Genomic DNA, 22,202 nt, shown 5'->3' with positions numbered 1-22,202 from the left:
AAAGAGCGGCGTGTGCCAACGGTCAAGTGGCCTTGATGGATCGGCCGGCGTACCGGGCCCACGGCTCGCCCGCCTTGTCGGCGTGGAGGAACGCGACCTGGGCGCTGTAACCGAGCGCCTCTGCCACCAGGGAGGGCGGGCATTCAAGGACGAGCTCACCGATGGCACGGTTGCGGGCACCGAGGAGGTTGATGCCCACGTCGCGGAGGCGGTCCATGACAGTGTTGGGGTGTAGGTGGCGGCCGGCAAGCGTGCTCGGGAACAGCCACGGGCTGTCGGATCCGGCGCCGGTGCGTAGGTTCGGCCGTGCGGCAAGGTGCTCCCTGATGAGCGAGGCGAACGGCTCGGGAACATCGGTCGGATGCGTGCCGAGAACGATGCTCATCCCAGAGTCGGCGTCGTCGACGATGCTGGTCGGGAAGGTGACGACCTTGACCAGCGGCTGGGCGTAGAGCAACAGGAGCATCCCGGCGACGCGGTAGGGGAGTGACTCGCTGGTGCCCGTGAGGAGCTCGTGGATCCAGGCGAGCCGTTGGTCCTGACTGAGAGATGGGCTGCTCTTCGCGGATCGGTGCTGAACAGTCACCGCCGTGTTGAGACGCGCCTGCTTCGCGACCACGAAGAACGTCCTGATCGCACTGCGCGTCGTCGGTCCGGCCGCGAGCCACTCGTCGACGTCCTGCTGAGTGCAGGTGGCCGCGGTGCGCTGATACGTCTCGTGGAGCCACACGAGGAACTTCACCGTTTCGGTGATCTCCTGCTTCGCGGAGTGAATTGGCCCGCGAGTGGGTGCGCCAGCCCCGGTCTTGGCGCGGATGCGCCGCAGGTGGTGCCACGTGGCGAAGTGCTGAACTGGCTGCCGTACCTCGTCGGGGAGTCCGTCGAGCTTGGCGTCGATCCATTGCTCGAAGCGCGGCAGGTAGGGGTCGCGAGGGGGGAGTAGACCGTGGTGCTGCATCAGTGCCCGGAGATGCTCGGCGGGCTTGCCGGGCACGGAGTCGAGACCCTCGTGCGACGCGGCGATGGCGCCGTTACCGAGCCCGCGAAGCAGTTCCTGGACCTTGGCCGACCGCTTCCAAACGAGGATGGACTCGGGCCTGTCTGACGCGCAGAGAGCATCGACAAGGCCGAGGAGTGCGGGATCGCTTGGCGCGCCGCCGAGCAGCGCGTGGAGGTCGTCGCGGAGTGCGCAGCGGACGCAGAGCCGTCCGCGATGTCGCGCTGCTTCGACGTCGCAGCGCTCGCAGTGGAAGTCGACGGGGATCTCAGCGCATGTCGAGCAGATCGGCTGGCGATCGGTGGCGCGCAGGCCCGGCAGGAGCCGATCCTGGAGGCACTCTGGGCAGGTTCCGCGGGTGTGCACGGCGTCGTAGTAGCAGATGTTGCAGAGTCGGCCTTCTGGCCAGTTGGCTGCGAGCCTGGGGATGTTCCGGCCGCAGCGAGCACACGGATCGTCGCGAGTGCTCGTCGCGCGCGGACGACCCTGGACGGTCGAGCGAGGGGAGAGGCCCGCCGGCTTCGGATCCATCGATGCTCCTGGCGCTACTCGTCGAGGATGTTTGCGCGCCGCGGCCGCACGCTGCGGTCGAGCGAGACAACGTTCGGCGGGGAAGCGGTGCCCGTCTTGCGCACGCGTACATCCGTCGCCGTCGTCGTGAACAGGTCCGTCGACTCGCACTCGAAGATGTCGCACAGCGCCGCGATCAACATCAGGGAGACGCGCTCCGGCCGCTGGTTCACCAGCCGGTACACCTGCGGTCGAGACAGATTGATGTCGCGCTCGGCCAGCAGGGGAATGAGATCCGTGGTGTTGTGCAGGCCTCGGGCGGCCATCAGCTCGGCCAGGCGCCACGTGTAGTCGACCTTGCGCTTCATGATGTTCCGTCCTCGGTCTTGCGGGCCATGGCTTCCTTCACCGTACGGTCCAAGGCGCTCCTGAGCGTGGAGCGCCTGAACTCGTCGGACACGAAGTGATAGATGCCGGTTGTCGCCCCGTGCTCATGGCCCATCTGGTCCTGCACGAACCGCGGGTCCCATCCAGCTTCGAGCAGGTGAGTGGCGTACGAACGACGGAACGAGTGGAGATCGAGCCCATCGGAGAATCCCAACTCCTCGCAGTAGCGCCGGACCCGTCGGATCAGAGTCGATTCGACGACCAGTCCGCCGCGTTCGCTGGGGAAGAGATCCAGGGTGCCCGGATCACCGCGGCCGTTGGCGAGCCAGTCCTCGATGATGCCGGGCGTCCACCGCCAGACAGTGAGAACGCTGCGCGGCTTGTGCGGCGAGGACCGCTTTGCCTTGCCGTAGCGGACCTTGCAGACGCCGAACGCGCCGAACTCTCGGGCGTGTGGGTTGCGGGCGAAGTCGACCGTTTGCAGGTGCCTCAACTCGTTGAACCGGAGCCCGTAGCCGTACGCGATCTTCATCATGACCGCGTCCCGGTAGGCGGCCTGCCAGCCCTTGCGGCCCGACTTGCCGATCCGTTCAACCTCGTCGTCGGCGTGGTCGAAGAGTTGACTGATCTCATCACGGGTGTACGGACGTTTCTTCGGGCGTCCGTCGTACTCCTGGACGTGGGGAGCGGTGTTCCAGTCGAAGAACACCTGCGCCGGGTGGGTGCCAAAGAACCGCTCGCACACGACGTCGAACCCGTAGTCGGGATTGCTGATGTAGCTAGTGAAGGCACGCAACGCGGAGTGGTAGCCGCGCAGCGTCGAGTGGGCAACGTGCTTCTGGGTGCGTAGGTCCGCCGAGAACTCCTCGACAAGCGCGGGCGTCCAGTTCCACGGGTCTTCGTTGACGTGGCTGATGAAGCGCTCGACCATCCGGAGCCGTTGGTCGATGGTCGCGAACTGCAGGTTGCGTGACAGCTGCTGGTTCCGCCAGCCCTCGAGCATCTTCTGGAGCACCTGCTCGTCGGGCCGGAGGACCGGCACCGACTCGACCAGGCGGACCCGTCCGGAGCCATCAACCTGCATCAAATCCTCCCGAGAATCCGGTTTCATCCAGTGATTCCATGATGCATCTGATGAGACGCCATCTGTGTTTGCGCAGGTCAACGGCGTGTCGCGGTGGCCGCGCAACGCCTGATCGTTCCGCCGCCACACACGGTTTGACGCCGTTACGACGACGTTCGGTGCTGCGTTTCCGCTGGTCAGAGCTGGGTTAAGTACGGCCAGCGGGGCAGTGAGTCAGCCGCCCGCGATTGATTCATCCGATGCAATACGCAGACTAGAACTTTACATAATGTAGATTATCGGCGGTTCAACAGGGTGGGCAGAAGGGGTTGGAGGGATAAAGCAAACACCCGGGCCTGCGTTCCCGGGTTTGCAGGGATCCTCGGGTTGAATGGGAGCAGCGTGGTCCCGCACCGCGAGGCTCGGACTTGCCGGATGCACGGCCACCAACGTCCCACGAACCGGCATTCAACCAGAGGTGAACGTCATTTGAAGTACAGGAAGATTGGCAACAGCGGACTCGAAGTCTCCGCCGTGACCCTCGGCTGCATGAGCTACGGCGATGCTGACCGTGGCAACCATGGGTGGACGTTGCCGGAAGAAGAAAGCCGCAGCTTCATCAAAAATGCCCTTGAGCTCGGCATCACGACCTTCGACACGGCCAACATCTATTCGATTGGCAGCAGTGAAGAAATCCTGGGTCGGGCACTGAAAGACTTCGCCAAACGCGAGGAAGTCGTCGTTGCCACCAAGGTCCATGGAACCATGCGTCCCGGCCCGAACGGCGGCGGACTGTCCCGCGGGCACATCATGGAGCAGATCGACGCCAGCCTGAGACGGCTCGGCACCGAATATGTGGACCTCTACCAAATTCACCGGTTTGATCCGGCCGTGCCAATTGAAGAAACCCTTGAGGCCTTGCACGATGTAGTGAAATCGGGCAAAGCGCGCTATATCGGAGCCTCGTCAATGTGGGCGTGGCAGTTTGCCAAGCTCCAGTACACGGCCAAGCTCAACGGGTGGACACAGTTCATCTCCATGCAGTCCCAGTACAACTTGTTGACCCGCGAAGACGAACGCGAACTGCACCCGTTCTGTGTGGACCAAGGCGTTGGACTGCTTCCGTGGAGCCCACTGGCACGCGGGAAGCTTGCGCGCCCTTGGGATGTTGGCAGCGAACGCGTCAAGTCGGATCCGCTTGCCCAGGTCCTCTACCAGCAGTTTGAGTCGGAGGATCGCAAGATAGCCGACCAGGTAGGTGCCATCGCCGAAGAACGTGGGGCGAGCCGCTCCCAGGTTGCGTTGGCGTGGCTCCTGCATCGTCCGGGGGTCTCCTCCCCCATCATCGGTGCCACCAAGCCGAACCATCTCGAGGATGCTGTTCGCGGAGTCGATCTTGAACTGAGCGATGACGAAATGCGCAGGCTGGAAGAGAATTACGTGCCTCACGCCGTCGAAGGTTTCTAGCGGCCGGCCCGGGGGCCCGAACATCCTGATTCGGGTCCCCGGCGCAACCCCATGGTGCTGCCGTTGTCAGGCCCCTACGTAAGCTGCGAGGTGTTTGCCCGTCAGCGTATCCTTGCCCGACACCAGCTCAGCCGGCGTGCCGGCGAAAACTATGCGTCCGCCGTCGTGCCCTGCCCCGGGGCCCAAGTCGATGATCCAGTCCGCATGAGCCATGACTGCCTGGTGGTGCTCGATGACGATGACCGACTTGCCGGAATCCACCAACCGGTCCAGCATGCCCAGAAGGTTCTGGACGTCGGCCAGGTGCAGGCCTGTGGTGGGCTCGTCCAGGATGTAGATTTCGCCCTTCTCGGCCATCTGGGTGGCCAGCTTCAGCCGCTGGCGTTCGCCGCCGGAGAGCGTTGTCAGAGGCTGGCCCAGCGTGAGGTAACCGAGCCCGACGTCGGCAAGCCGATCGAGGATCTTATGCGCAGCAGGCGTGCGTGCATCGCCTTCGGAGAAAAACTTCTCCGCCTGCTCGACGGACATTGCAAGCACTTCTGCAATATTGCGGCCGCCCAGAGTGAACTCCAGAACCGATGCCAGGAAGCGTTTGCCTTCGCACTCTTCGCACGTGGATTCCACCGTCGCCATGACGCCGAGGTCGGTGTAGATGACGCCCGCACCGTTGCAGGTGGGGCAGGCGCCTTCCGAGTTGGAACTGAACAAAGCTGGTTTCACGCCATTGGCTTTGGCGAAAGCTTTTCGGATCGGTTCCAGCAGCCCTGTGTAGGTTGCGGGGTTGCTGCGCCGCGAACCGCGGATGGCGCCCTGGTCGATAACTATCACGCCGTCACGCTTGGCCACCGAACCATGGATCAGTGAACTCTTGCCGGAGCCTGCAACGCCCGTGAGGACGCACAGGACGCCCAAAGGAATATCGACGTCGACGTTCTGCAGGTTATTCGTCGATGCCCCCCGGACCTCGAGCTGGCCGGTAGCTGACCGGAGATCCGCCTTAATGGACGCGCGGTCGTCGAGATGACGCCCCGTGATGGTGTCACTCCCCCGCAGGCCGGCCAGATCGCCCTCGAAGCACACCATGCCTCCGCCGGTTCCGGCGCCGGGACCGAGGTCCACCACATGGTCAGCGATCGCAATGGTTTCAGGTTTGTGCTCAACCACCAGGACCGTGTTGCCCTTGTCCCGCAACTGGAGCAACAACTGATTCATTCGCTCAATATCGTGCGGATGCAGCCCAATGGTTGGTTCGTCAAAGACGTACGTGACATCGGTCAATGATGAACCGAGGTGCCTGATCATTTTGGTCCGTTGGGCTTCTCCCCCGGATAATGTGCCGGCTGGCCGGTCAAGGGACAGGTAGCCAAGACCGATCCCGGTGAAAGAATCCATCAGATGCTGCAGCCCTTTCAGCAGGGGCGCCACGGACGGCTCTTCAAGACCGCGGATCCACTGGGCCAGGTCGCTGATCTGCATTTTGCAGACATCGGCAATGCTCTTGCCGTGGATCTTGGACGAACGTGCCTCCGCGCTGAGGCGCGTCCCTTCACATTCGGGGCAGGTAGTGAAGGTAATGGCCCGTTCAACGAAGGCGCGGACATGGGGTTGCAGCGCGTCGACGTCCTTGGACAGCATCGACTTCTGGATCTTGGGGATGAGTCCCTCATATGTGAGGTTGATGCCCTCAACCTTCACTTTGGTGGGCTCGCGGTATAGGAGGTCGTGCAGCTCCTTCTTGGTGAACTTGGCGATCGGCTTGTCCATATTGAAGTAGCCGGTTCCGCTGAAGATGCGCCCGTACCAGCCGTCCATGCTGTAACCGGGGACCGTGAGGGCGCCTTCGCTGAGCGACTTTGTTGCGTCATAGAGTGCCGTCAGGTCGAAGTCGCTGACCGAGCCCATGCCTTCGCAGCGGGAGCACATGCCGCCCAAACGGTTGAAGGTAGCCTTCTCGGTTTTGGTCTTGCCCTCCCCGCGGTCCACAGTGATTGCCCCGCTGGCTTTGACTGTAGGGACATTGAACGAGTACGCATTGGGCGATCCGATGTGCGGCTCGCCCAGACGGCTGAACAGGATTCGAAGCATGGCATTGGCATCGGTGGCCGTCCCCACCGTGGACCTGGGATTGGATCCCATCCGCTCCTGGTCCACGATGATCGCCGTCGTCAGCCCTTCCAAGACATCCACGTCCGGACGCGACAGGGAAGGCATGAACCCTTGCACGAAGGCGCTGTAGGTCTCGTTGATCATGCGCTGCGATTCGGCCGCAATAGTGCCGAACACGAGCGAACTCTTGCCGGACCCCGAAACTCCCGTGAACACCGTCAGGCGTCGCTTTGGGATCTCCAGGCTGATGTCCTTCAGGTTGTTTTCCCTCGCACCTTGCACCCGGATGAGGTCGTGGCTGTCAGCGACGTGCGGCGTTTGCGGTTCCGTGTCCGTGCCCGCGGCTATGCTCATGGTTTCTCCATCTGTAGGCGGCGCTGCCCAACAGTCCCCCGTCGGCGTCACCTGTCCCCGTGCCGGACGGCCCTGGCGGCTACGTCCGATTCTCGTTCGTTGGCGCCGTAGCGGCAACGATAGTTCCAGAGTAATGGGCCGCGGTGGAGCTGCCCATGAAGGAGCAGGCGGAGATGCGCCATTGTCTTCCCGACGATCCTCGCTAAGAATGAAGCATGCCGGTATACATGAGGTCCCTGGAAACCGCAGTTCCGCCAACTATCCTCGTTCAGTCCCAAGCCCGCGACGTTTTCGCAGCTCAACCGGGCCTCACGCGGCTCGGGTCGCGTTTGGTCTCCACCTGTTTCGACTCAGCTGCCATTGACACCCGGTACACCGCCGTAGCGGAACTGAGCCTTGACGCACATCCGGAGAATCCGAAGTTTTTCGATCCCGCCAGCAACCGTGTCCTCAGCCCCAGCACCAAGGTGCGGAACGAGATCTTTGCGACCGAAGCGGCCAAGCTGTTCATCGAGGCCGGGAAGGCAGCCGTCGCCGGTGCGCCAGGGCTCGGGTTGGAGGACATCACCCACGTCATCACAGTTTCCTGCACCGGGTTCTTCAACCCGGGCCCAGACTACAAGGTGGTCCGTGCCCTGGGACTTCAGCCTTCTGTCCAGCGCTACCACCTGGGATTCATGGGATGCTACGCCGCCTTCCCGGCCCTGCGCGCCGCCAGGCAGTTCTGCCTCTCGGACCCGGAAGCGGTGGTCTTGGTCATCTGCGCCGAACTTTGTTCACTGCATGTCAGGACTTCCAACGATCCGGACACGATCATGGGTTCTGCGATCTTCGGAGACGGAGCGGCGGCAACGATCGTCACGGCACGGGAGCCCGAAGGCCCGGAACCGGTCATCCGGCTGGACCACTTTGAAACCGTCCTCACGCCTGTAGGCGAAGAAGCCATGGCCTGGAACATCGGTGATGAAGGATTCGAAATGGTCCTCGGCACTTACGTTCCGCACATCATCGAGGAGCACATCACCGGAGCTCTCGAACCGCTGCTGGCCAAGGAACCCGGCCTCCCGGAGAAGCCCTACCGGGACATCACGCACTGGGCCATCCATCCCGGCGGCCGCAGCATTTTGGACAAGGTGGAGTCCAAGCTTGAATTGACTCCCGAGCAGCTCGTGCCTGCCCGCGAAACCTTGCGCGAATACGGCAATATGAGCAGCGCAACAGTCCTCTTCGTGCTCAAGCACATGCTCAACCGCCGCGCGGCCGAACGGGAAGAACGCATATGCTCCATGGCATTCGGCCCGGGCCTCACCGTGGAGACGGGGCTCTTTACGCTGGTCTCCCCCGACCTGTGAGCCCTTGGGGGCCGCTGCGGGAAAGGGACCCCCACGCCGTCGAGGACATGGACCGCCCTGACTGCGACCTGCAAAGGCTCAACCGAAGCTATGCCCGGTTTCCGGTGGTGAACTACCTGCTCTCGGGCTGGCGCCGGACTTATTTGGAGCGGCTGCGGCCGATCCTGGAAACACGCGGTTCGGCCACGGTGCTTGATGTGGGCTGCGGTGGTGGAGATGTTGCCCGCAGTCTGGCCCGTTGGGCAGCGAAGGACGGCTTTGAAATGCAGGTGACCGGCATAGACCCGGACGAACGGGCATACGGTTTCGCAGTCCAGGCCCCTGCCGTGAAAGGCGTCAGCTACCGGCGTGCCCATACCTCCGAACTGGTGGCCGAAGGGCTGGCATTCGACGTTGTCCTGTCCAACCACGTGCTTCATCACCTGAATCCGGAGCAACTGGCCGGCATGCTCCGTGATTCCGAAGCGCTGTCCTCCGGCATCGTCCTGCACAATGACCTCAAGCGCAGCAACCTCTCCTATGCACTGTTCGCCGCCGGCTTCTGGCCTCTGGGCCTGGGCTCCTTTATCTGCGGCGACGGGCTCATCTCCATCGCCCGGAGCTACACAGCCCCGGAACTGCGGAACGCAGCGCCGGCCCGGTGGACAGTGGAGGGCAACGGGCCCTGGCACCACTTCCTTGTGTATCGACGGGATGAACCACTGTGACGGCCGGGCCTGATGTGGTGGTGGTTGGCGCCGGCCCCGTCGGGTTGTTCACGGGCTTGCTGCTCCTTCAGCGCGGCCGGTCCGTGCGGATCCTTGAACGACGCGTCGGTAGGAGCAACCGTTCCCGGGCCATAGGGATCCATCCGCCGGCCTTGCGGGCACTGGATCGGGCCGGGATTGCGGACTCCCTGGTTGCCGCGGGGGTCCGGATCGATAGAGGCCTGGCGTACAGCAGGAGCAAACGGGTTGCCGAGCTGCCCTTCCGCAGTGATCCCGATTTTCCCTTCATCCTGGCAGTTCCGCAGCCCGTAACGGAGCGGACCTTGGAAGAAGCGGTCGCCGCACTGGACCCGGCCGCCGTCGTGCGTGGGGCAAGGGTCGTGGACGCCACGGACTACGGCGGTGGAGTCACCGTTGTTGCGGAGTCGCCGGAAGGCGCCGTGGAAATGCGGGCACGCCTTGTGGTGGCAGCCGATGGTGCCCACTCGTCCTTCCGTGAGCGGCTACTGCCGTGCCTTCATTCAAAGGGCTATCCGGACAGCTACCTGATGGGCGATTTCGCGGATGATACGGGACACGGCCCCGCAGCAGTCCTGTACCTGGAGCCCGACGGCATCGTCGAATCCTTTCCCTTGCCCGGCGGCGTCCGCCGATGGGTGGTGCGTCTGGGGTCCCCGGCCATCACTCCGACGGCGGATGGCCTGGCAACGCTGGTGGGGGCCAGGACAGGCGTGTTCCCGGATGAAAGTTCCAACAGCATGCTCAGTGCCTTTGACGTGCGGGCGCGCCTGGCTCCCCGCATGGTGCATGGCCGTATTGTCCTTCTGGGCGACGCGGCGCATGAGATCAGCCCGATCGGAGGCCAGGGGATGAACCTGGGATGGCTGGATGCAGCCGCTGTGGTGCCACTCATGGACGCGTCCATGGCTGGACAGGATGTGGGAGGCAGGCTCCGGCTCGTTGAGAAGGATCGGCGTCGTGCCGCGATAAGGGCCTCGCGCCAAGCCGGACTGAACATGGCCTTGGGAAGGCCGCTGCCGCCGGCCGTCATGACTGCCAGAAATGCAGCTTTTGCCCGCGCCTTGCAGCTGGGACCTGTCACCGAACTTGTGGAGCGCCGCTTCACCATGCGGTAGCGACAGGCCGTGCCGGGCGGGCTTGACCTTCGTCGGCCGCGTTCCGTTACTGCTCGGGCTGCGTGTAGTAGCAGTCGTAGGTGTCCTGGCTGGCGATGCGTCCATCGCGCAGTTCGAACACTGCGGTGCTCCGCGCACGGATCCTTTCGCCGGCATCCCAGTGCGGCAGGTCAAGCAGTAGCGTGGCGGACCAGTTCATTTCCAGCACCACGCGGTTTCCCTCGGTGGTGCTGCGCACAACCTCGAAGTGTTGGTCGGAGACAATTGATTTACTGTCGTCGGCCCCGGACAAAGTCTCTTGCAGCGTTCGTGTGGAACCGTTCTTGGATAAGGCGTGAGGCCACTCCGTCAAGGTGAAGTCCTCGGTGAGAAACGGCTCGATGTCGGCGGAGCCACCGCCTGCTTCGACAGTCCGCACGAAGCCCAGTACTACATCCAAAGGGTTGGTATCGCTGCTCATCGTCACGAGCCTATCCCACGTGCCCGTAAGCTCGACCCATGACCCATCTTTCCGATTCCGGTGCAACAGCCCCTGCCACTGATTTCACTCCTGTCCGGATCAGGGACGCCGTCCGCCGCATTCTGGACGCTGAGGCCATGCCACCAATCGTCCAGGCCGGCCACCCCGTTCTCCGGCAGCTGGCCGCTCCCTTCGATGGCCAGCTCGACGCGGCCGAACTTGGAGCTTTCATTGCCAGGATGCGTGAGGTCATGCACGCTGCACCCGGTGTTGGCCTTGCTGCGCCGCAACTCGGTATTCCCCTGAGGGTGGCTGTCCTGGAGGACCAATACACCATCGACCCGGCGTCGTCCGCTGCCCGGGACAGGGAGCCACTCGAGTTCCTTGCTGTACTGAACCCCCGCTATCGGTCCGTGGGGACGGAGACGGCTTCCTTCTATGAAGGGTGTTTGTCCGTCAGCGGGTACCAAGCCGTCGTCTCCAGGCACAGGCAGATCGAATTCACGTACCTGACACCCGAAGGGCAGCCGAACCGACAACTGCTCTCCGGCTGGCAGGCCAGGATCGCCCAGCATGAAACGGACCATCTGGACGGAACGTTGTACCTTGATCGGGCAGAGTTGCGTTCGCTATCCAGTAACGCCGAGCACTCTGCGCGTTGGGCGCAGCCGGGCATCGATGAAGCCAGGCATACCTTGGGGTTCCTGCCGGACCAGGACAACGGAACCCATGCTCCGTCAGCCCAGCGGTCAGGGTCTTAGGGGTCAGAGGCGGCTTGGCGGTCCGGGTCGCTTGCCGGAGAAGGACGGTTCTTCGGGGTAGGAAGGTACCGCGCCCACCACGCGAGGATGTGGTCAAACCGTTCCCTGCGGTGGTGCGGCGTACCGGACCGCGAGAGCTCGTGGTCCTCGCCGGGGAAGACCAGGAGTTCCGTATCAACCCCCTGGGCCTGAAGTTTGCCGAAATACCGCTGGCCCTGCTCCAGCGGGCAGCGGAGGTCGTTTTCGCTGTGGATGACCATGACGGGAGTTCTCACCTTCCCGACCACCGCCATGGGGCTTTGGGCAATCAACTGTTCTTCTGAGGTGCCCAGATACTCCTGGCTGAAGTACCAACCGATGTCCGCCGAACCGGTGAAGCTCACTGGGTCCAGAAAACCGCGCTCCACGATCGCGCCCTTGAAGCGGTGGTCGTGCGCGATGGTCCATGCCGTGAGGTAACCGCCGTAGGATCCGCCCATGATGCCCAGGCGTTCGGCATCCAAAGCGGGAAATTCCTTCGTTGCTGCGTCCACGAAGGCCAGGACGTCCTGCATGTCCAAGCTGCCCAGGTGCGCGCGGATGGCCCGTCCGTGCGTCTGGCCGTAGCCTGCGGAGCCTCGTGGGTTGCACATCACAACTGCGTAACCCGCGGCCGCATACACCTGGGCCTCGTCGAAGAATGCGCCTGTGTACTGGGCGAAGGGTCCGCCGTGAATGTTCAGCAATACGGGATGGGGTCCCGGCCCGTCAGGGAGGACCACCCAGCCTTGCACGGGATAACCGTCAGCCGAGGTTGCCTCCACTTCCAGGGGCTCGGACAGTCGGGAGTTGTTGCGCAGTTCCGCCGAGAAGTCTGTCAGGTGACGCAACTCGTCCCGTTCCAGGGATGCCACGTCTCCAGCGGTAGACGCATCCGTGAAGGTGAGGGCGATTTCTCCGTTGGCGGCCATTGTTGCGCCAAGCACTACCCTCGCCCCGTGTACGAGGGGTTCGATGGGGCCGTCGGCCGGTACCCTGAGCAGTTCGACGGATCCGAGCGCCGTGTTCAGGACCAGGACGCTCTCTGCGCCTCCCTGCTCCAGCGGACCGGAAACATCCAGATGTTCACTGTCCGTAAGCGCACGTGCCTCTCCCCCGTCGGTCGGCATGACGTACAGGACTGAGTTGCGGGCTACGAAATCCAGGCCGGTTTCGCCCAGGTCCTGCGCGGTGAAGAAGATCCATTGACCGTTCATAGAAGGCTTGAACGCCTTGACAGTCCGTTTGGTGCCGTCTGCCGGCAACACCGGCTGCGGCTCCCCTCCCGCGGCGTTCAGGCGAAAAATGGAGCGGACCAGATCGTCGTCGCGCCATTCGTGCAATGACGCGACGAAATAGATGGACTCGCCGTGCGCCGAAAAGCACGGTGAGTCGTGATCGGCGTCCCCGAAGGTGAGCTGCTTGGAATAGGGAACGCCGGTGAACGTTCCCGGCGCCAACTCACGGGCAGCGCGCCCTGTCGGTTGGACTGCAGGCTCACCCCCAAGTTCCGGCACTTCCACCAGGAACAAGTGCTTCCGATGGTCGGCAAGGTAGCCGATGCCGTTGAGCCTGTATTGCTTGGCGCGGATAAGCCGCGCATCCTCACGTCCGGAGGTGACGCCGTCGACCGTTCCGTAGCGTCCCGCCTCCGGGACCCGGGCGGTGTAAACCACCCTGTGTGAATCCGGCGCCCAGGTGAAACTTTCGACGCCGGAGTGAACGTCGGTGATGCGCTGCGGTTCACCGCCGGCCGACTCCACGACGAAGAGCTGTGGTTTGCCGTCCGGTTCGCGCCGAAGGAACGCCAGGACGAGGCCGTCCGGAGAGAAAGCAGGTGCCGTGTCATGGAATCCCCGCGTAATGCGTCGCGGGTGTTTTGTGGTGTCCAGCGGAACCGTCCACAACTGTCCAACGTAGGCGTCGCCGTCGAAATCGGGCCTGCTGACTGACACCACGGCCCTTGACCCGTCCGGGTGGATCGCAGGGGCGGAGACGGAGTTCACCAAGGGAAGCTGTTCGGGTTTCACGTTGGTGAGCCTAGCCGTCCCCGGTCACGGGCGCGGGCCGGACACTCCGTCCCCGTAGGATTGGACCCATGCTTGAGGATGCCATCGCTGTGCTTCGTTGTCCTGTGTGCGGGGCGGGCTTCCAAACCGGCGTTGGGCAGGTGCGGGGTTTGCTCTGCGCCTCCGGCCACGCTTTCGACGCCGCCAAGCAGGGTTACTTCAACCTCCTGACCGGCAAGGGCACTGTGTTCGAAGCCGATACTGCGGACATGGTTTCGGCCCGGCAACGCTTCCTTGACGGCGCGCACTATGCGCCACTTTCCAACGCCGTGGCCGACCTTGCAGCACAGTTCCTCGATAGCCCCGACGCGCTGGTGCTCGATGCCGGGACCGGTACCGGCCATTACCTGCATGCCGTCCTTCAGAAACGGCCAGTGGACGCCATTGGCTTGGACATCTCCAAATTCGCCCTCAGGCGTGCTGCCCGGGTGAATCCGCAGGTTGCCAACATCGTCTGGGACATTTGGCGGCCGCTTCCCGTGGCTGACGGTTCCGTGGACGTCATCCTCGTGGTCTTTGCTCCACGCAATGCTGTCGAATTCGCCCGTGTCCTCCGCCCGGGAGGACGCCTGGTCATCGTCACCCCGCGGCAGGGGCACCTGGCCGAAGCTGCCGGGCGTACGGGCATGCTTTCCATCCAGCAGGACAAAGAGGAACGGCTCGCCGGCTCGCTCGGCGGTCACTTCAGCCTGGAACATTCCGAGGAGCTGGACATACCGCTCACTTTGGACCCAGGTACGTTGGCAGACCTTGCCTTCATGGGGCCCGCGGGACACCACCGCGACCCCGTGGAACTTGCCGAACAAGCACGCGCAGGCGGACCGGTATCCACCACCGCGAGGTTCAGCATCAGCGTCTTCACATTGGGCGACATGCCGTCCTGACGTGGGCCTCCGCCTCGGGCTAGGATGGAATAACAGCGCGATTGATTCCGTCTCCGGAGTCCGGGACCAAGGGGGAACCGATGTTCGAATGGCTCGGCGAGAACTGGTGGGCACTATGGCTCACCGTCTTCCTCGCTTTCGCAGTGGTGGAGATGCTCACCCTCGACCTCTTCTTCATCATGCTGGGCGGCGGCGCGCTTGCCGGCCTGATCGCCGACTTCGCCGGTGCTGATTTCTGGCTGCAGATCGTAATTTTCAGCGTCGTTTCCCTGCTGATGATCGCCTTCGTCCGCCCCGTTGCGCTGAAGCACCTCCGTAAAGGGCCCGCAGAACAACGGACAAACATTGACCGCCTTATTGGACAGTCCGCCGTCGTCATCGAAGCCGTCAACGGAACCAGCGGTTTGGTCAAGATCGGGGGCGACGTGTGGACTGCCCGCAGCACTTCGGGAACGCTCGATGCCGGCGCCACAGTTCAGGTGACCAAGATCGACGGCGCGACGGCGGTAGTGGCCTCCACTGCCGGAGACAGCCCGCACTGACTACGCACTTTTGCCGACGGGCGGCCGTTGCCTGCCCCTCGTCGCCGCACCAAACCACTCAATTGGGGAATGAAGGAGATGTATGGACGGCCTGGGAGGAACAGCGGCAGCAATTGTGCTGATTGTTCTCGTTATTTTTGTCATCATCGTGTTGGTCCGTTCGGTGAGGATCATCCCGCAAGCGCGCGCCGGCGTCGTTGAAAGGCTCGGCAAGTACCAGCGGACGCTCAACCCGGGACTCACCATCCTGATTCCTTTTGTCGACCGGCTCCTGCCGCTGCTCGACCTCCGCGAACAAGTGGTCTCCTTCCCGCCGCAGCCGGTCATCACCGAAGACAACCTCGTGGTCTCCATCGACACCGTGGTCTATTTCCAGGTGACGGACCCTCGGGCTGCCACGTACGAGATCGCCAACTACATCCAGGCCGTGGAACAGCTCACCACCACAACGCTCCGTAACGTGGTGGGCGGGCTGAACCTTGAGGAAGCCCTGACTTCCCGTGACCAGATCAACGGCCAGCTCCGCGGAGTCCTGGACGAAGCCACGGGCCGCTGGGGCATCCGGGTCTCGCGGGTTGAGCTGAAGGCCATCGATCCGCCCCACTCCATCCAGGATTCGATGGAGAAGCAGATGCGGGCCGAACGTGACCGCCGCGCCGCAATCCTCACTGCGGAAGGCACCAAGCAGTCCCAGATCCTGACGGCCGAGGGTCAACGGCAGGCAGCAATCCTTGCGGCCGAAGGTGACGCCAAAGCGGCCATCCTGCGCGCCGACGGTGAAGCCCAAGCCATCCAGAAGGTCTTTGATGCCATTCACAAGGGAAACCCGGACCAGAAACTCCTGGCCTACCAGTACCTGCAGACCCTCCCGAAGCTGGCAGAGGGTACGTCCAACAAACTGTGGATCATTCCCAGCGAAGTGGGCGAGGCCCTCAAAGGCATCGGAGGCGCACTGGGTGGGGCCAACGGAGACTCCCCCGTCCAGGGGCTCTTTGGCGGTTCGGGTGCGTCCAGCCAGCCGGAAACCGCTGAGCAGCGACGGCCTGCCGAGTAGCAGCTGAAGAAAGGGAGCAGCCGGTCAAGCGCCGGCTGCTCCTTTTTTCTGCGCTGTGTTCGTTTCTGCTCTGTTGTTCGTTTCTGCGCTGGCTTCTTTTCGGCCCTGTGTTCGGGCAGCCCCCCAGCGCGGCGTATAATGAGATATTTGTCCGGCTGTTCAGCGCGGATGGAACATAAAAGCTTGGCCAGGCGTTGCAATATGTGATGCAAGGTGTGCAGAAGTAGTCCGCAGGCGAACGATGTGCCGGCCTGCGGCTAGCGCGGGGTTGACGGCCCTGCGAACAGACAGAGGGAGTAATCATGAGCGATCGCAGCTTGCGGGGCATGCGTCTTGGCGCCCAAAGCATGGAAACCGAATCCGGTGTAGAACCGGCACCGCGCCAGCGGGTCGAGTACCGTTGCGAGGACGGCGAGCAGGTCTTCGTGACTTTCTCCGCCGAGGCCGAGATTCCCCCTGTTTGGGTTTCCAAGACCGGCAAGGAAGCGTTGCTGGTGGACGGCGAACGTCCTGTCGATGCGAACGAGAAAGCCGTGCGTACCCACTGGGACATGTTGCTGGAACGCCGCAGCCTTCCTGAGCTGGAGCAGATTCTTGAGGATCGTTTGAACATCCTCCGCGAACGTCGCGGCGAGCGTCGTTCGGCGTAACCGAAGCCCACAGCAAAAAGTCCGGGTCTGGTTCCTTTCGGAACCGGACCCGGACTTTTTTGGTATCAGAGACTTCCGCCTACTTGGTGACGCCGGCTTTCTTTCCGGTGAGTTTCGCCCAGCGGGCAGCGAGGCCCCACTTGGTGACGTTGATCATGGCTTCCACCACGATGTTTCCGCTCATCTTCGAGGCGCCCAATTCACGCTCCACGAACGTAATGGGGCGCTCCTCAATGCGCAGGCCCAGCTTGGCCACACGCCACGCAAGGTCAACCTGGAAGCCATAGCCGACCGACTCGACTTCATCCAGCTTCAGTGCCTCCAAAGTGGTCCGGCGGAAGGCCCGGTAGCCCCCGGTCACGTCCTTGATCTTCACTCCGAGCATTAGTCGGGCGTAGGTGCTGCCGATCCGCGAAATCGCCTGCCGGTACAGCGGCCAGTTGACGACGCTGCCGCCGGGAACCCATCGTGAACCCATGGCGAGGTCGGCGCCGTCCTTGACAGCATCCAACAGCAACGGCAACTGCTCAGGCTTATGGGAACCGTCGGCATCCATTTCCACCAACACGTCATAACCAGCCGCGAGGCCCCACTTGAAACCGGCGATGTAGGCAGCGCCCAAGCCTTCCTTGCCTTTGCGGTGCAGGACATGGACCTGGCTATCCTCGGCGGCGATGCCGTCCGCGAGTTGCCCCGTTCCGTCCGGGCTGTTGTCGTCCACCACGAGGACGTCGGATTCCGGAACTGCTGCACGCAGGCGGCCCAGTGTCTTCGGGAGCGATTCCAGCTCGTTGTAGGTGGGGATGATCGTCAGGACACGCAAGAAGAGGCCTTTCCTTGATGGAGCGGTCGGTGTGCCGGACCAGCGTTGGTGCTGGCGTTCTGGCGCAACTCTCCATTATAGGGTGACGGTTCTGAAGCTCCCTGCCTTTGTGGCGCCGCGCACATCACGGCACAGGGAACTGAACCAGGTTACGGGCAATCAGGCACGAAGGGACTCGTGGGCAAAGAGTTCCCGGCCTTCCCGCACCGTCTGGAGACACACAGGGTCGGTGCCAGCATCCAGTGCCGGAAGCAAGGGAGTACGCGCCCTCGGATCGGTGCTCCATGACTGCACACGGGTGTCCGCTACCTGAACCATGAGCTCCTCCACCTCCCATACCGCGAAGCTCGCGGGGGCGCCCGGGACCAGTTGCCCCATGAGCGGATTCCGGTGCTTGGTGGCACGCCAGCCCGCGCGGGTATGCCCCAGGAAGGCTGCCCTGGCCGATATCCGCTGTTCCGGGTTGCTGTGTTCCAGGCAGGCGCGGATGCTTGACCACGGGCGGAGCGGGGTTACCGGGCTGTCGCTGCCGAAGGCAATGGGTACCCCGTTGGCATAGAAGGAGGCGAAGGGGTTCATTGCCCGGCTGCGTTCACCCAGCCGCTGTTCGTACAGCCCGCCGTGCTTGCCCCATGCGGCATCGAAGCCAGGCTGAACGCTGACGGTAACGGAGTGCTTGGCGAGGCGTTCAATGGCGGCCGCATCTGCGAGTTCCACGTGTTCCAGGCGGTGGCCGGCTGCCCTGACGCGCTGCTCGCCGACCTCTGACGCGGCTGCATCCAAGGCATCCAGCACGGCGGCCAGTCCGGCATCACCAATGACATGGAATCCGCCTTGGATTCCCAACAATGAGCAAGCGGCAAGGTGTTGGGCGGCCTCTTCCACGGAAAGGTAGAGGTTTCCGCTGTTGCCTTCGGCGTCGGAGTAGTCAGCGCTCAAAGCCGCGGTCCGCGAACCAAGGGAGCCGTCCATGTTCAAGTCCCCGGCGAGGCCAAGCACCTCGGTGCCCAGGCTGTCCAGGATCTGCCGCCCCTCTTCAGCTGAGGTGGCCAGCTCACCCCAGTACGGCAGAACAAGGGGATGTACGCCGGAGGCGTTCCATGACGCTGCGAGCCGTAGGTCTTCCGGGCCGCAGATATGGGGTGCGGCCATCTCCGCCAGCGCGACGTAGCCGTTCTTCGCGGCCTCTGCCAGGGTCTTTTCCTGGTAGGTCCGGCGGGTGCCGTCATCGAATGTCCGCGCGTGGATCCTTGCAGCTGCGTGGGCCGTCCGCAGGACGTGTGCAGTGCCTTGGAAACCGTCGAGTCCGCGCAGTCCTGCCGCCTCTGCGAGGGAAGAGGACACCAACGCCGAGTGCACATCGATCCGGGACAAGTAAACCGACCTGCCACCCGATGCCCTGTCCAGTTCCTCAAGGGTGGGCAGGCTTCGGTCACCCCAGGTTGACTCATCCCAGCCATGTCCCAGAACCGGGCCGGTCCCGGGGGCCGCAGCGACCGCATCCAGGAGTTCCGGCGCTGAGCGCACCGAATCGAGCGCGAGCCCCTCGAGCGCAATTCCCGTCTCGGTCAAGTGCACATGCGAGTCCACGAATCCCGGGGCAAGCAGCGCTCCGTGGAGGTCTATGATCTCCATGTTTGCGTCGGCGATGGACGTCGCGGCCTGCTCTGAACCAACCCAGGCAACCGTGTCTCCATCCACCACCATGGCGGTGGCAAAGGGGTCGGCCGCCGTGTAGATGGAACCGTTGCGGTACAGGGTGACCTTGCGGTCGGGTGTGTTGCCGGCGGGCACGCCAAGCTGGTTCATTCGCTAAGCTCCTTGCTGTTCTGGCATTGCAGGGTGTTCTGGCACTGCAGGGTGTGTTCCGTGATGGCAGGCGTTTCGGGTTGCCTCAGGCAACAGTCGAGTACGCCACTACCCCGCGGCGGACCAGGTCTATGGACTCGCGGCAAATGCGTGCGAGCCGGGGGTCGAGCTGCGGAATCTTTGCCAGCTGGTCCAGCAGGTCCACTACCTGCTTTGCCCACCGGACAAAGTCTCCGGCTGCAAGGTCGGTCCCGCTGAGGACCTCCTGGAGGTGGCGCCCCTTGGCCCACTTGTACATCGGCCACATGAGGCCCAGCTCGGGCTCAGCGGTCAATGGCAGCCGGTTCTGTTCCTCCGTGTCTTCGAGCCTGGACCATTCGCGGATGACGATGTCTACTGCTGTTTCCAGCGAAACGGACGGCATCCGGGGCCGCAGGCCGCGGTCTTCACGCTTGGCCTGGTAGACAAGGGTGCTGGCCAGGGACGCGAGCTCGGGGGCATCGAGGTCGTTGATGGCACCCTGCCGGATCGATTGCGAAATGAGCAGGTCCTTCTCGCCGTAAATCCGGCGGAGACGTTGGCCGTCGGCACTGATGGTGACCCGGCCGTCGTCGTGCGTGTCCAGGTAACCGTAGGTCGACAGGACGTCGCACACGCGGTCGAAAGTCTTGGCGATGGTGTTGGTCCTGCCTTGGATCTGCCGTACCAGTCCGTCGGTTTCCTTCCGGAGTTTCCACCAGCGCTCGGACCATCTGGCATGGTCCTCACGGTCGCTGCATCCGTGGCACGGATGCGCCCTCAGGGCACGCCGGATTTCCGCAATCTTGCGTTCCTGGTCCTGTGCGCGCGAACCCAGGCCAAAGTCTTCGTGCCGGCTGTTGCGCCGCTGCCGCGAAGAGTCGCCGTTGACCGCGTTCCGCATGGAGGCGGCCAGGTCGCGGCGCGACTTGGGAACCTTGGCGTTGAACGACTTGGGGATCCGGATGCGCGTCACGGCAGACACCGGCGCGTCGATGTCATGGACGCCGAGCCGGCGCAATTGATTGTCCGCTGTCAGGACCGACGGACGCGGTTCGCGGGCGTTGGGGTCTACTTCCAGGACGACGGCGTAACCCGCCAGCCTGCCACCGGAGACGCTGATGACGTCCCCCGGAATGAGACGCGTCAGGGAATCGGACACCCTGGAACGTCGCGCGCGCTGGTGGTCGCGGGCCGCGTGCTGCTCGGCATCGCTCAGTTCGCGGCGAAGCTTCGAGTATTCGCTGAAGTCGCCCAGATGGCACTCCATGGCCTTCGCGTAGCCGGCCAAGGACTCTTCCCGCCCGCGGACCTGGCGGGCCAGCCCCACCACCGAGCGATCGGCCTGGAACTGCGCGAAGGACGATTCGAGAATTTCGCGCGCCCGGGCCCGGCCGAACTGGGCGATGAGGTTGATGCTCATGTTGTAGGTGGGCCGGAAGCTGGAGTTCAGCGGATAGGTACGCCGCGACGCGAGACCGGCCACGGCTGCGGGATCGGTGCCAGGTTGCCAAAGGACCACCGCGTGGCCCTCCACGTCGATCCCGCGGCGTCCGGCACGGCCTGTGAGTTGGGTGTACTCCCCCGCCGTGATGTTGACGTGCGCTTCGCCATTGAACTTCTCAAGCTTCTCCAACACAACGCAGCGGGCGGGCATGTTAACCCCCAGCGCCAGGGTCTCCGTCGCGAAGACAGCTTTGACAAGGCCGTCCGCGAAGAGCTTTTCCACCACTTCCTTGAAGGTGGGCAGCATGCCGGCGTGATGTGCGGCGAAACCCCGGATGAGGCCATCCCGCCAACCCCAGAAGCCCAGGACATCGAGGTCGTCGGCGGGGATTTCGTGGCTGGCTTCGTCAACGCGCTGGGCAATGATCTGCTGCTCACGTTCAGTGGTCAGCCAGAGCCCGGAAGCAGCACACTGGGCCACGGCGGCGTCACAGCCGGCCCGCGAAAAAATGAAAGTGATGGCGGGCAGGAGACCCTGGCGGTTCAGGCTGTCAATGACCTGGGGCCTGCTGGCCCGGCGGACAGGGCTGCGCTGTGCGGTCTGCCGGTCCTCACGCTGCCGGTCCTGGCGACGGCGGCTCCTCCCGCCGTGCGAGTAGCGGGCGTTCACATTCATCCGGCTCTCGGAACGGGCCATGGCAAGGAGGTCGGGATTGACCTCGAACTCAGGGCCGGTCACGGCGTGGCGGACGGTGGCTTCCACAGCACGCTTGGCCGACTTCCCGGAGACGGCCCTCGATTCCGACGGCGGGGTTTCCTCCGATTCGCCAAGGTCGGGAACTTCCGTATCCGGAAGGGCCGGAGCGATCTCATCGAAGGTGGTGTCCCCCGCGAAAAGGTCCACAATTTCGCGGCCCACCATCACGTGCTGCCACAACGGCACGGGACGGTGCTCGGACACGATGACGTCGGTATCGCCGCGCACCGTGTCCAGCCAGGCCCCGAACTCTTCGGCATTGGAGACCGTGGCGCTCAAGGAAGCCACCTGGACCTCGCTTGGAAGGTGGATGATTACTTCTTCCCACACGGCTCCGCGGAAACGGTCAGCCAAGTAGTGGACCTCGTCCATGACCACGAAGCCCAAGTCGCCCAGGGTTTCGGAATCGGCGTACAGCATGTTCCGCAGGACTTCGGTGGTCATGACCACCACGGGAGCATCACCGTTGATGGTGGTATCGCCCGTGAGCAACCCGACGTTGGGTGCTCCATACTTGGCGCTCAGTTCGGTGAACTTCTGGTTGCTCAGTGCCTTGATGGGCGTGGTGTAGAACGCCTTGAGCCCACGCTGGAGCGCCAAGTAGATGGCAAACTCGCCGACGATCGTTTTACCCGCACCGGTGGGAGCCGCAACCAGGACTCCCCGCCCTTCCTGGAGGGAACGGCACGCCTCGCGCTGGAAGTCATCCAGTTCAAAGTCGAGGGTGCGTGCGAAGGAGCCCAGGTAGGTCTTGGCTTCCGCTGTCCGGTTGGCGGCCGCACGGTAGCGGTCCGATGGCGATGGTGGGCCGGAAATCGAGGACATGCCTCAA

Annotated in this window: 18 protein-coding genes; 9 read left to right on the top strand and 9 right to left on the bottom strand. The window is 63.6% G+C overall.

Translation table 11 applies throughout. The features are described 5' to 3' along the window. Positions 1-22: 22 nt before the first annotated feature. From RI444_RS12010 to RI444_RS12000, 3 genes are all read right to left on the bottom strand, one after another. Positions 23-1,363, bottom strand: a complete 1,341-nt coding sequence (locus RI444_RS12010) for a recombinase XerD (protein ID WP_242703054.1) — start codon at positions 1,361-1,363, stop codon at positions 23-25. A gap of 179 nt (positions 1,364-1,542) precedes the next feature. Next, positions 1,543-1,875: a helix-turn-helix domain-containing protein gene (locus RI444_RS12005; RefSeq protein WP_071416681.1), complete on the bottom strand. Its 333-nt coding sequence runs from the start codon at positions 1,873-1,875 to the stop codon at positions 1,543-1,545. After that, a complete protein-coding gene (locus RI444_RS12000; RefSeq protein ID WP_242703055.1) occupies positions 1,872-3,005 on the bottom strand; it encodes a tyrosine-type recombinase/integrase in 1,134 nt (377 codons plus the stop codon). The genes RI444_RS12005 and RI444_RS12000 overlap by 4 nt, the downstream gene beginning before the upstream one ends. A 441-nt stretch (positions 3,006-3,446) precedes the next feature. On the opposite strand from RI444_RS12000, the gene RI444_RS11995 reads away from it, so the two are divergent. After that, positions 3,447-4,424, top strand: a complete 978-nt coding sequence (locus RI444_RS11995; protein WP_207604807.1) for an aldo/keto reductase — start codon at positions 3,447-3,449, stop codon at positions 4,422-4,424. A 66-nt stretch (positions 4,425-4,490) separates the two neighbouring features. On the opposite strand, the gene RI444_RS11990 is transcribed toward RI444_RS11995, so the two are convergent. Then, positions 4,491-6,884 (bottom strand): ATP-binding cassette domain-containing protein, encoded by a 2,394-nt coding sequence (locus tag RI444_RS11990; protein WP_021470514.1) that lies wholly within the window; start codon positions 6,882-6,884, stop codon positions 4,491-4,493. Between the two features lie 215 nt (positions 6,885-7,099). Here RI444_RS11990 and RI444_RS11985 point away from each other — a divergent pair, with 215 nt between their 5' ends. Genes RI444_RS11985 through RI444_RS11975 form a run of 3 tightly spaced genes read left to right on the top strand, consistent with a single transcriptional unit; the run spans position 7,100 to position 10,079 of the window. Next, positions 7,100-8,236, top strand: a complete 1,137-nt coding sequence (locus RI444_RS11985) for a type III polyketide synthase (RefSeq protein WP_179014087.1) — start codon at positions 7,100-7,102, stop codon at positions 8,234-8,236. After that, on the top strand, positions 8,233-8,943 hold the full coding sequence (locus tag RI444_RS11980) for a class I SAM-dependent methyltransferase (protein ID WP_021470512.1): 711 nt from the start codon (positions 8,233-8,235) through the stop codon (positions 8,941-8,943). Before RI444_RS11985 ends, RI444_RS11980 begins: the two co-directional genes overlap by 4 nt. After that, positions 8,940-10,079, top strand: a complete 1,140-nt coding sequence (locus tag RI444_RS11975; protein WP_207604806.1) for an FAD-dependent oxidoreductase — start codon at positions 8,940-8,942, stop codon at positions 10,077-10,079. Before RI444_RS11980 ends, RI444_RS11975 begins: the two co-directional genes overlap by 4 nt. 46 nt (positions 10,080-10,125) lie before the next feature. Here RI444_RS11975 and RI444_RS11970 read toward each other — a convergent pair whose 3' ends face one another. Then, positions 10,126-10,539, bottom strand: a complete 414-nt coding sequence (locus RI444_RS11970; protein ID WP_062096893.1) for a nuclear transport factor 2 family protein — start codon at positions 10,537-10,539, stop codon at positions 10,126-10,128. 38 nt (positions 10,540-10,577) lie between these two features. Here RI444_RS11970 and RI444_RS11965 point away from each other — a divergent pair, with 38 nt between their 5' ends. Next, positions 10,578-11,300: a peptide deformylase gene (locus RI444_RS11965; RefSeq protein ID WP_021470509.1), complete on the top strand. Its 723-nt coding sequence runs from the start codon at positions 10,578-10,580 to the stop codon at positions 11,298-11,300. Here RI444_RS11965 and RI444_RS11960 read toward each other — a convergent pair. After that, complete coding sequence (locus tag RI444_RS11960) at positions 11,297-13,348, bottom strand: S9 family peptidase (protein WP_316963805.1); 2,052 nt, start codon at positions 13,346-13,348, stop codon at positions 11,297-11,299. The two genes, RI444_RS11965 and RI444_RS11960, sit on opposite strands and share 4 nt — an antisense overlap. 68 nt (positions 13,349-13,416) lie before the next feature. Here RI444_RS11960 and RI444_RS11955 point away from each other — a divergent pair, with 68 nt between their 5' ends. The 4 genes from RI444_RS11955 to RI444_RS11940 all read left to right on the top strand — a co-directional run bounded on the left by RI444_RS11955 (position 13,417) and on the right by RI444_RS11940 (position 16,517). Beyond that, entirely contained in the window at positions 13,417-14,271 is an 855-nt protein-coding gene (locus tag RI444_RS11955; protein WP_179014079.1) for a methyltransferase domain-containing protein, read from the top strand. 80 nt (positions 14,272-14,351) lie between these two features. After that, positions 14,352-14,813: an NfeD family protein gene (locus tag RI444_RS11950; protein WP_031215946.1), complete on the top strand. Its 462-nt coding sequence runs from the start codon at positions 14,352-14,354 to the stop codon at positions 14,811-14,813. A gap of 82 nt (positions 14,814-14,895) precedes the next feature. After that, a complete protein-coding gene (locus RI444_RS11945) occupies positions 14,896-15,867 on the top strand; it encodes an SPFH domain-containing protein (RefSeq protein WP_021470505.1) in 972 nt (323 codons plus the stop codon). 302 nt (positions 15,868-16,169) lie between these two features. Beyond that, positions 16,170-16,517 carry an RNA polymerase-binding protein RbpA gene (locus tag RI444_RS11940; protein WP_021470504.1) on the top strand — a complete coding sequence of 116 codons (348 nt, stop codon included), beginning with the start codon at positions 16,170-16,172 and terminating at the stop codon, positions 16,515-16,517. 79 nt (positions 16,518-16,596) lie between these two features. On the opposite strand, the gene RI444_RS11935 is transcribed toward RI444_RS11940, so the two are convergent. The 3 genes from RI444_RS11935 to RI444_RS11925 all read right to left on the bottom strand — a co-directional run bounded on the left by RI444_RS11935 (position 16,597) and on the right by RI444_RS11925 (position 22,195). Beyond that, the gene (locus RI444_RS11935; protein ID WP_021470503.1) at positions 16,597-17,340 is read right to left on the bottom strand and encodes a polyprenol monophosphomannose synthase; all 744 of its coding nucleotides are present in this window, start codon (positions 17,338-17,340) and stop codon (positions 16,597-16,599) included. Positions 17,341-17,499: 159 nt separating this feature from the next. Further along, a complete protein-coding gene (locus tag RI444_RS11930) occupies positions 17,500-19,149 on the bottom strand; it encodes an amidohydrolase (protein WP_069694427.1) in 1,650 nt (549 codons plus the stop codon). An 85-nt stretch (positions 19,150-19,234) separates the two neighbouring features. Next, positions 19,235-22,195: a DEAD/DEAH box helicase gene (locus tag RI444_RS11925; protein WP_207604804.1), complete on the bottom strand. Its 2,961-nt coding sequence runs from the start codon at positions 22,193-22,195 to the stop codon at positions 19,235-19,237. Between the last annotated feature and the right edge of the window lie 7 nt (positions 22,196-22,202).

Origin of the sequence: Paenarthrobacter sp. AT5 (genome assembly GCF_032764245.1) — a bacterium.
GTDB classification, from domain to species: domain Bacteria; phylum Actinomycetota; class Actinomycetes; order Actinomycetales; family Micrococcaceae; genus Arthrobacter; species Arthrobacter ureafaciens.
This window is presented reverse-complemented; position numbering and strand designations above follow the sequence as displayed.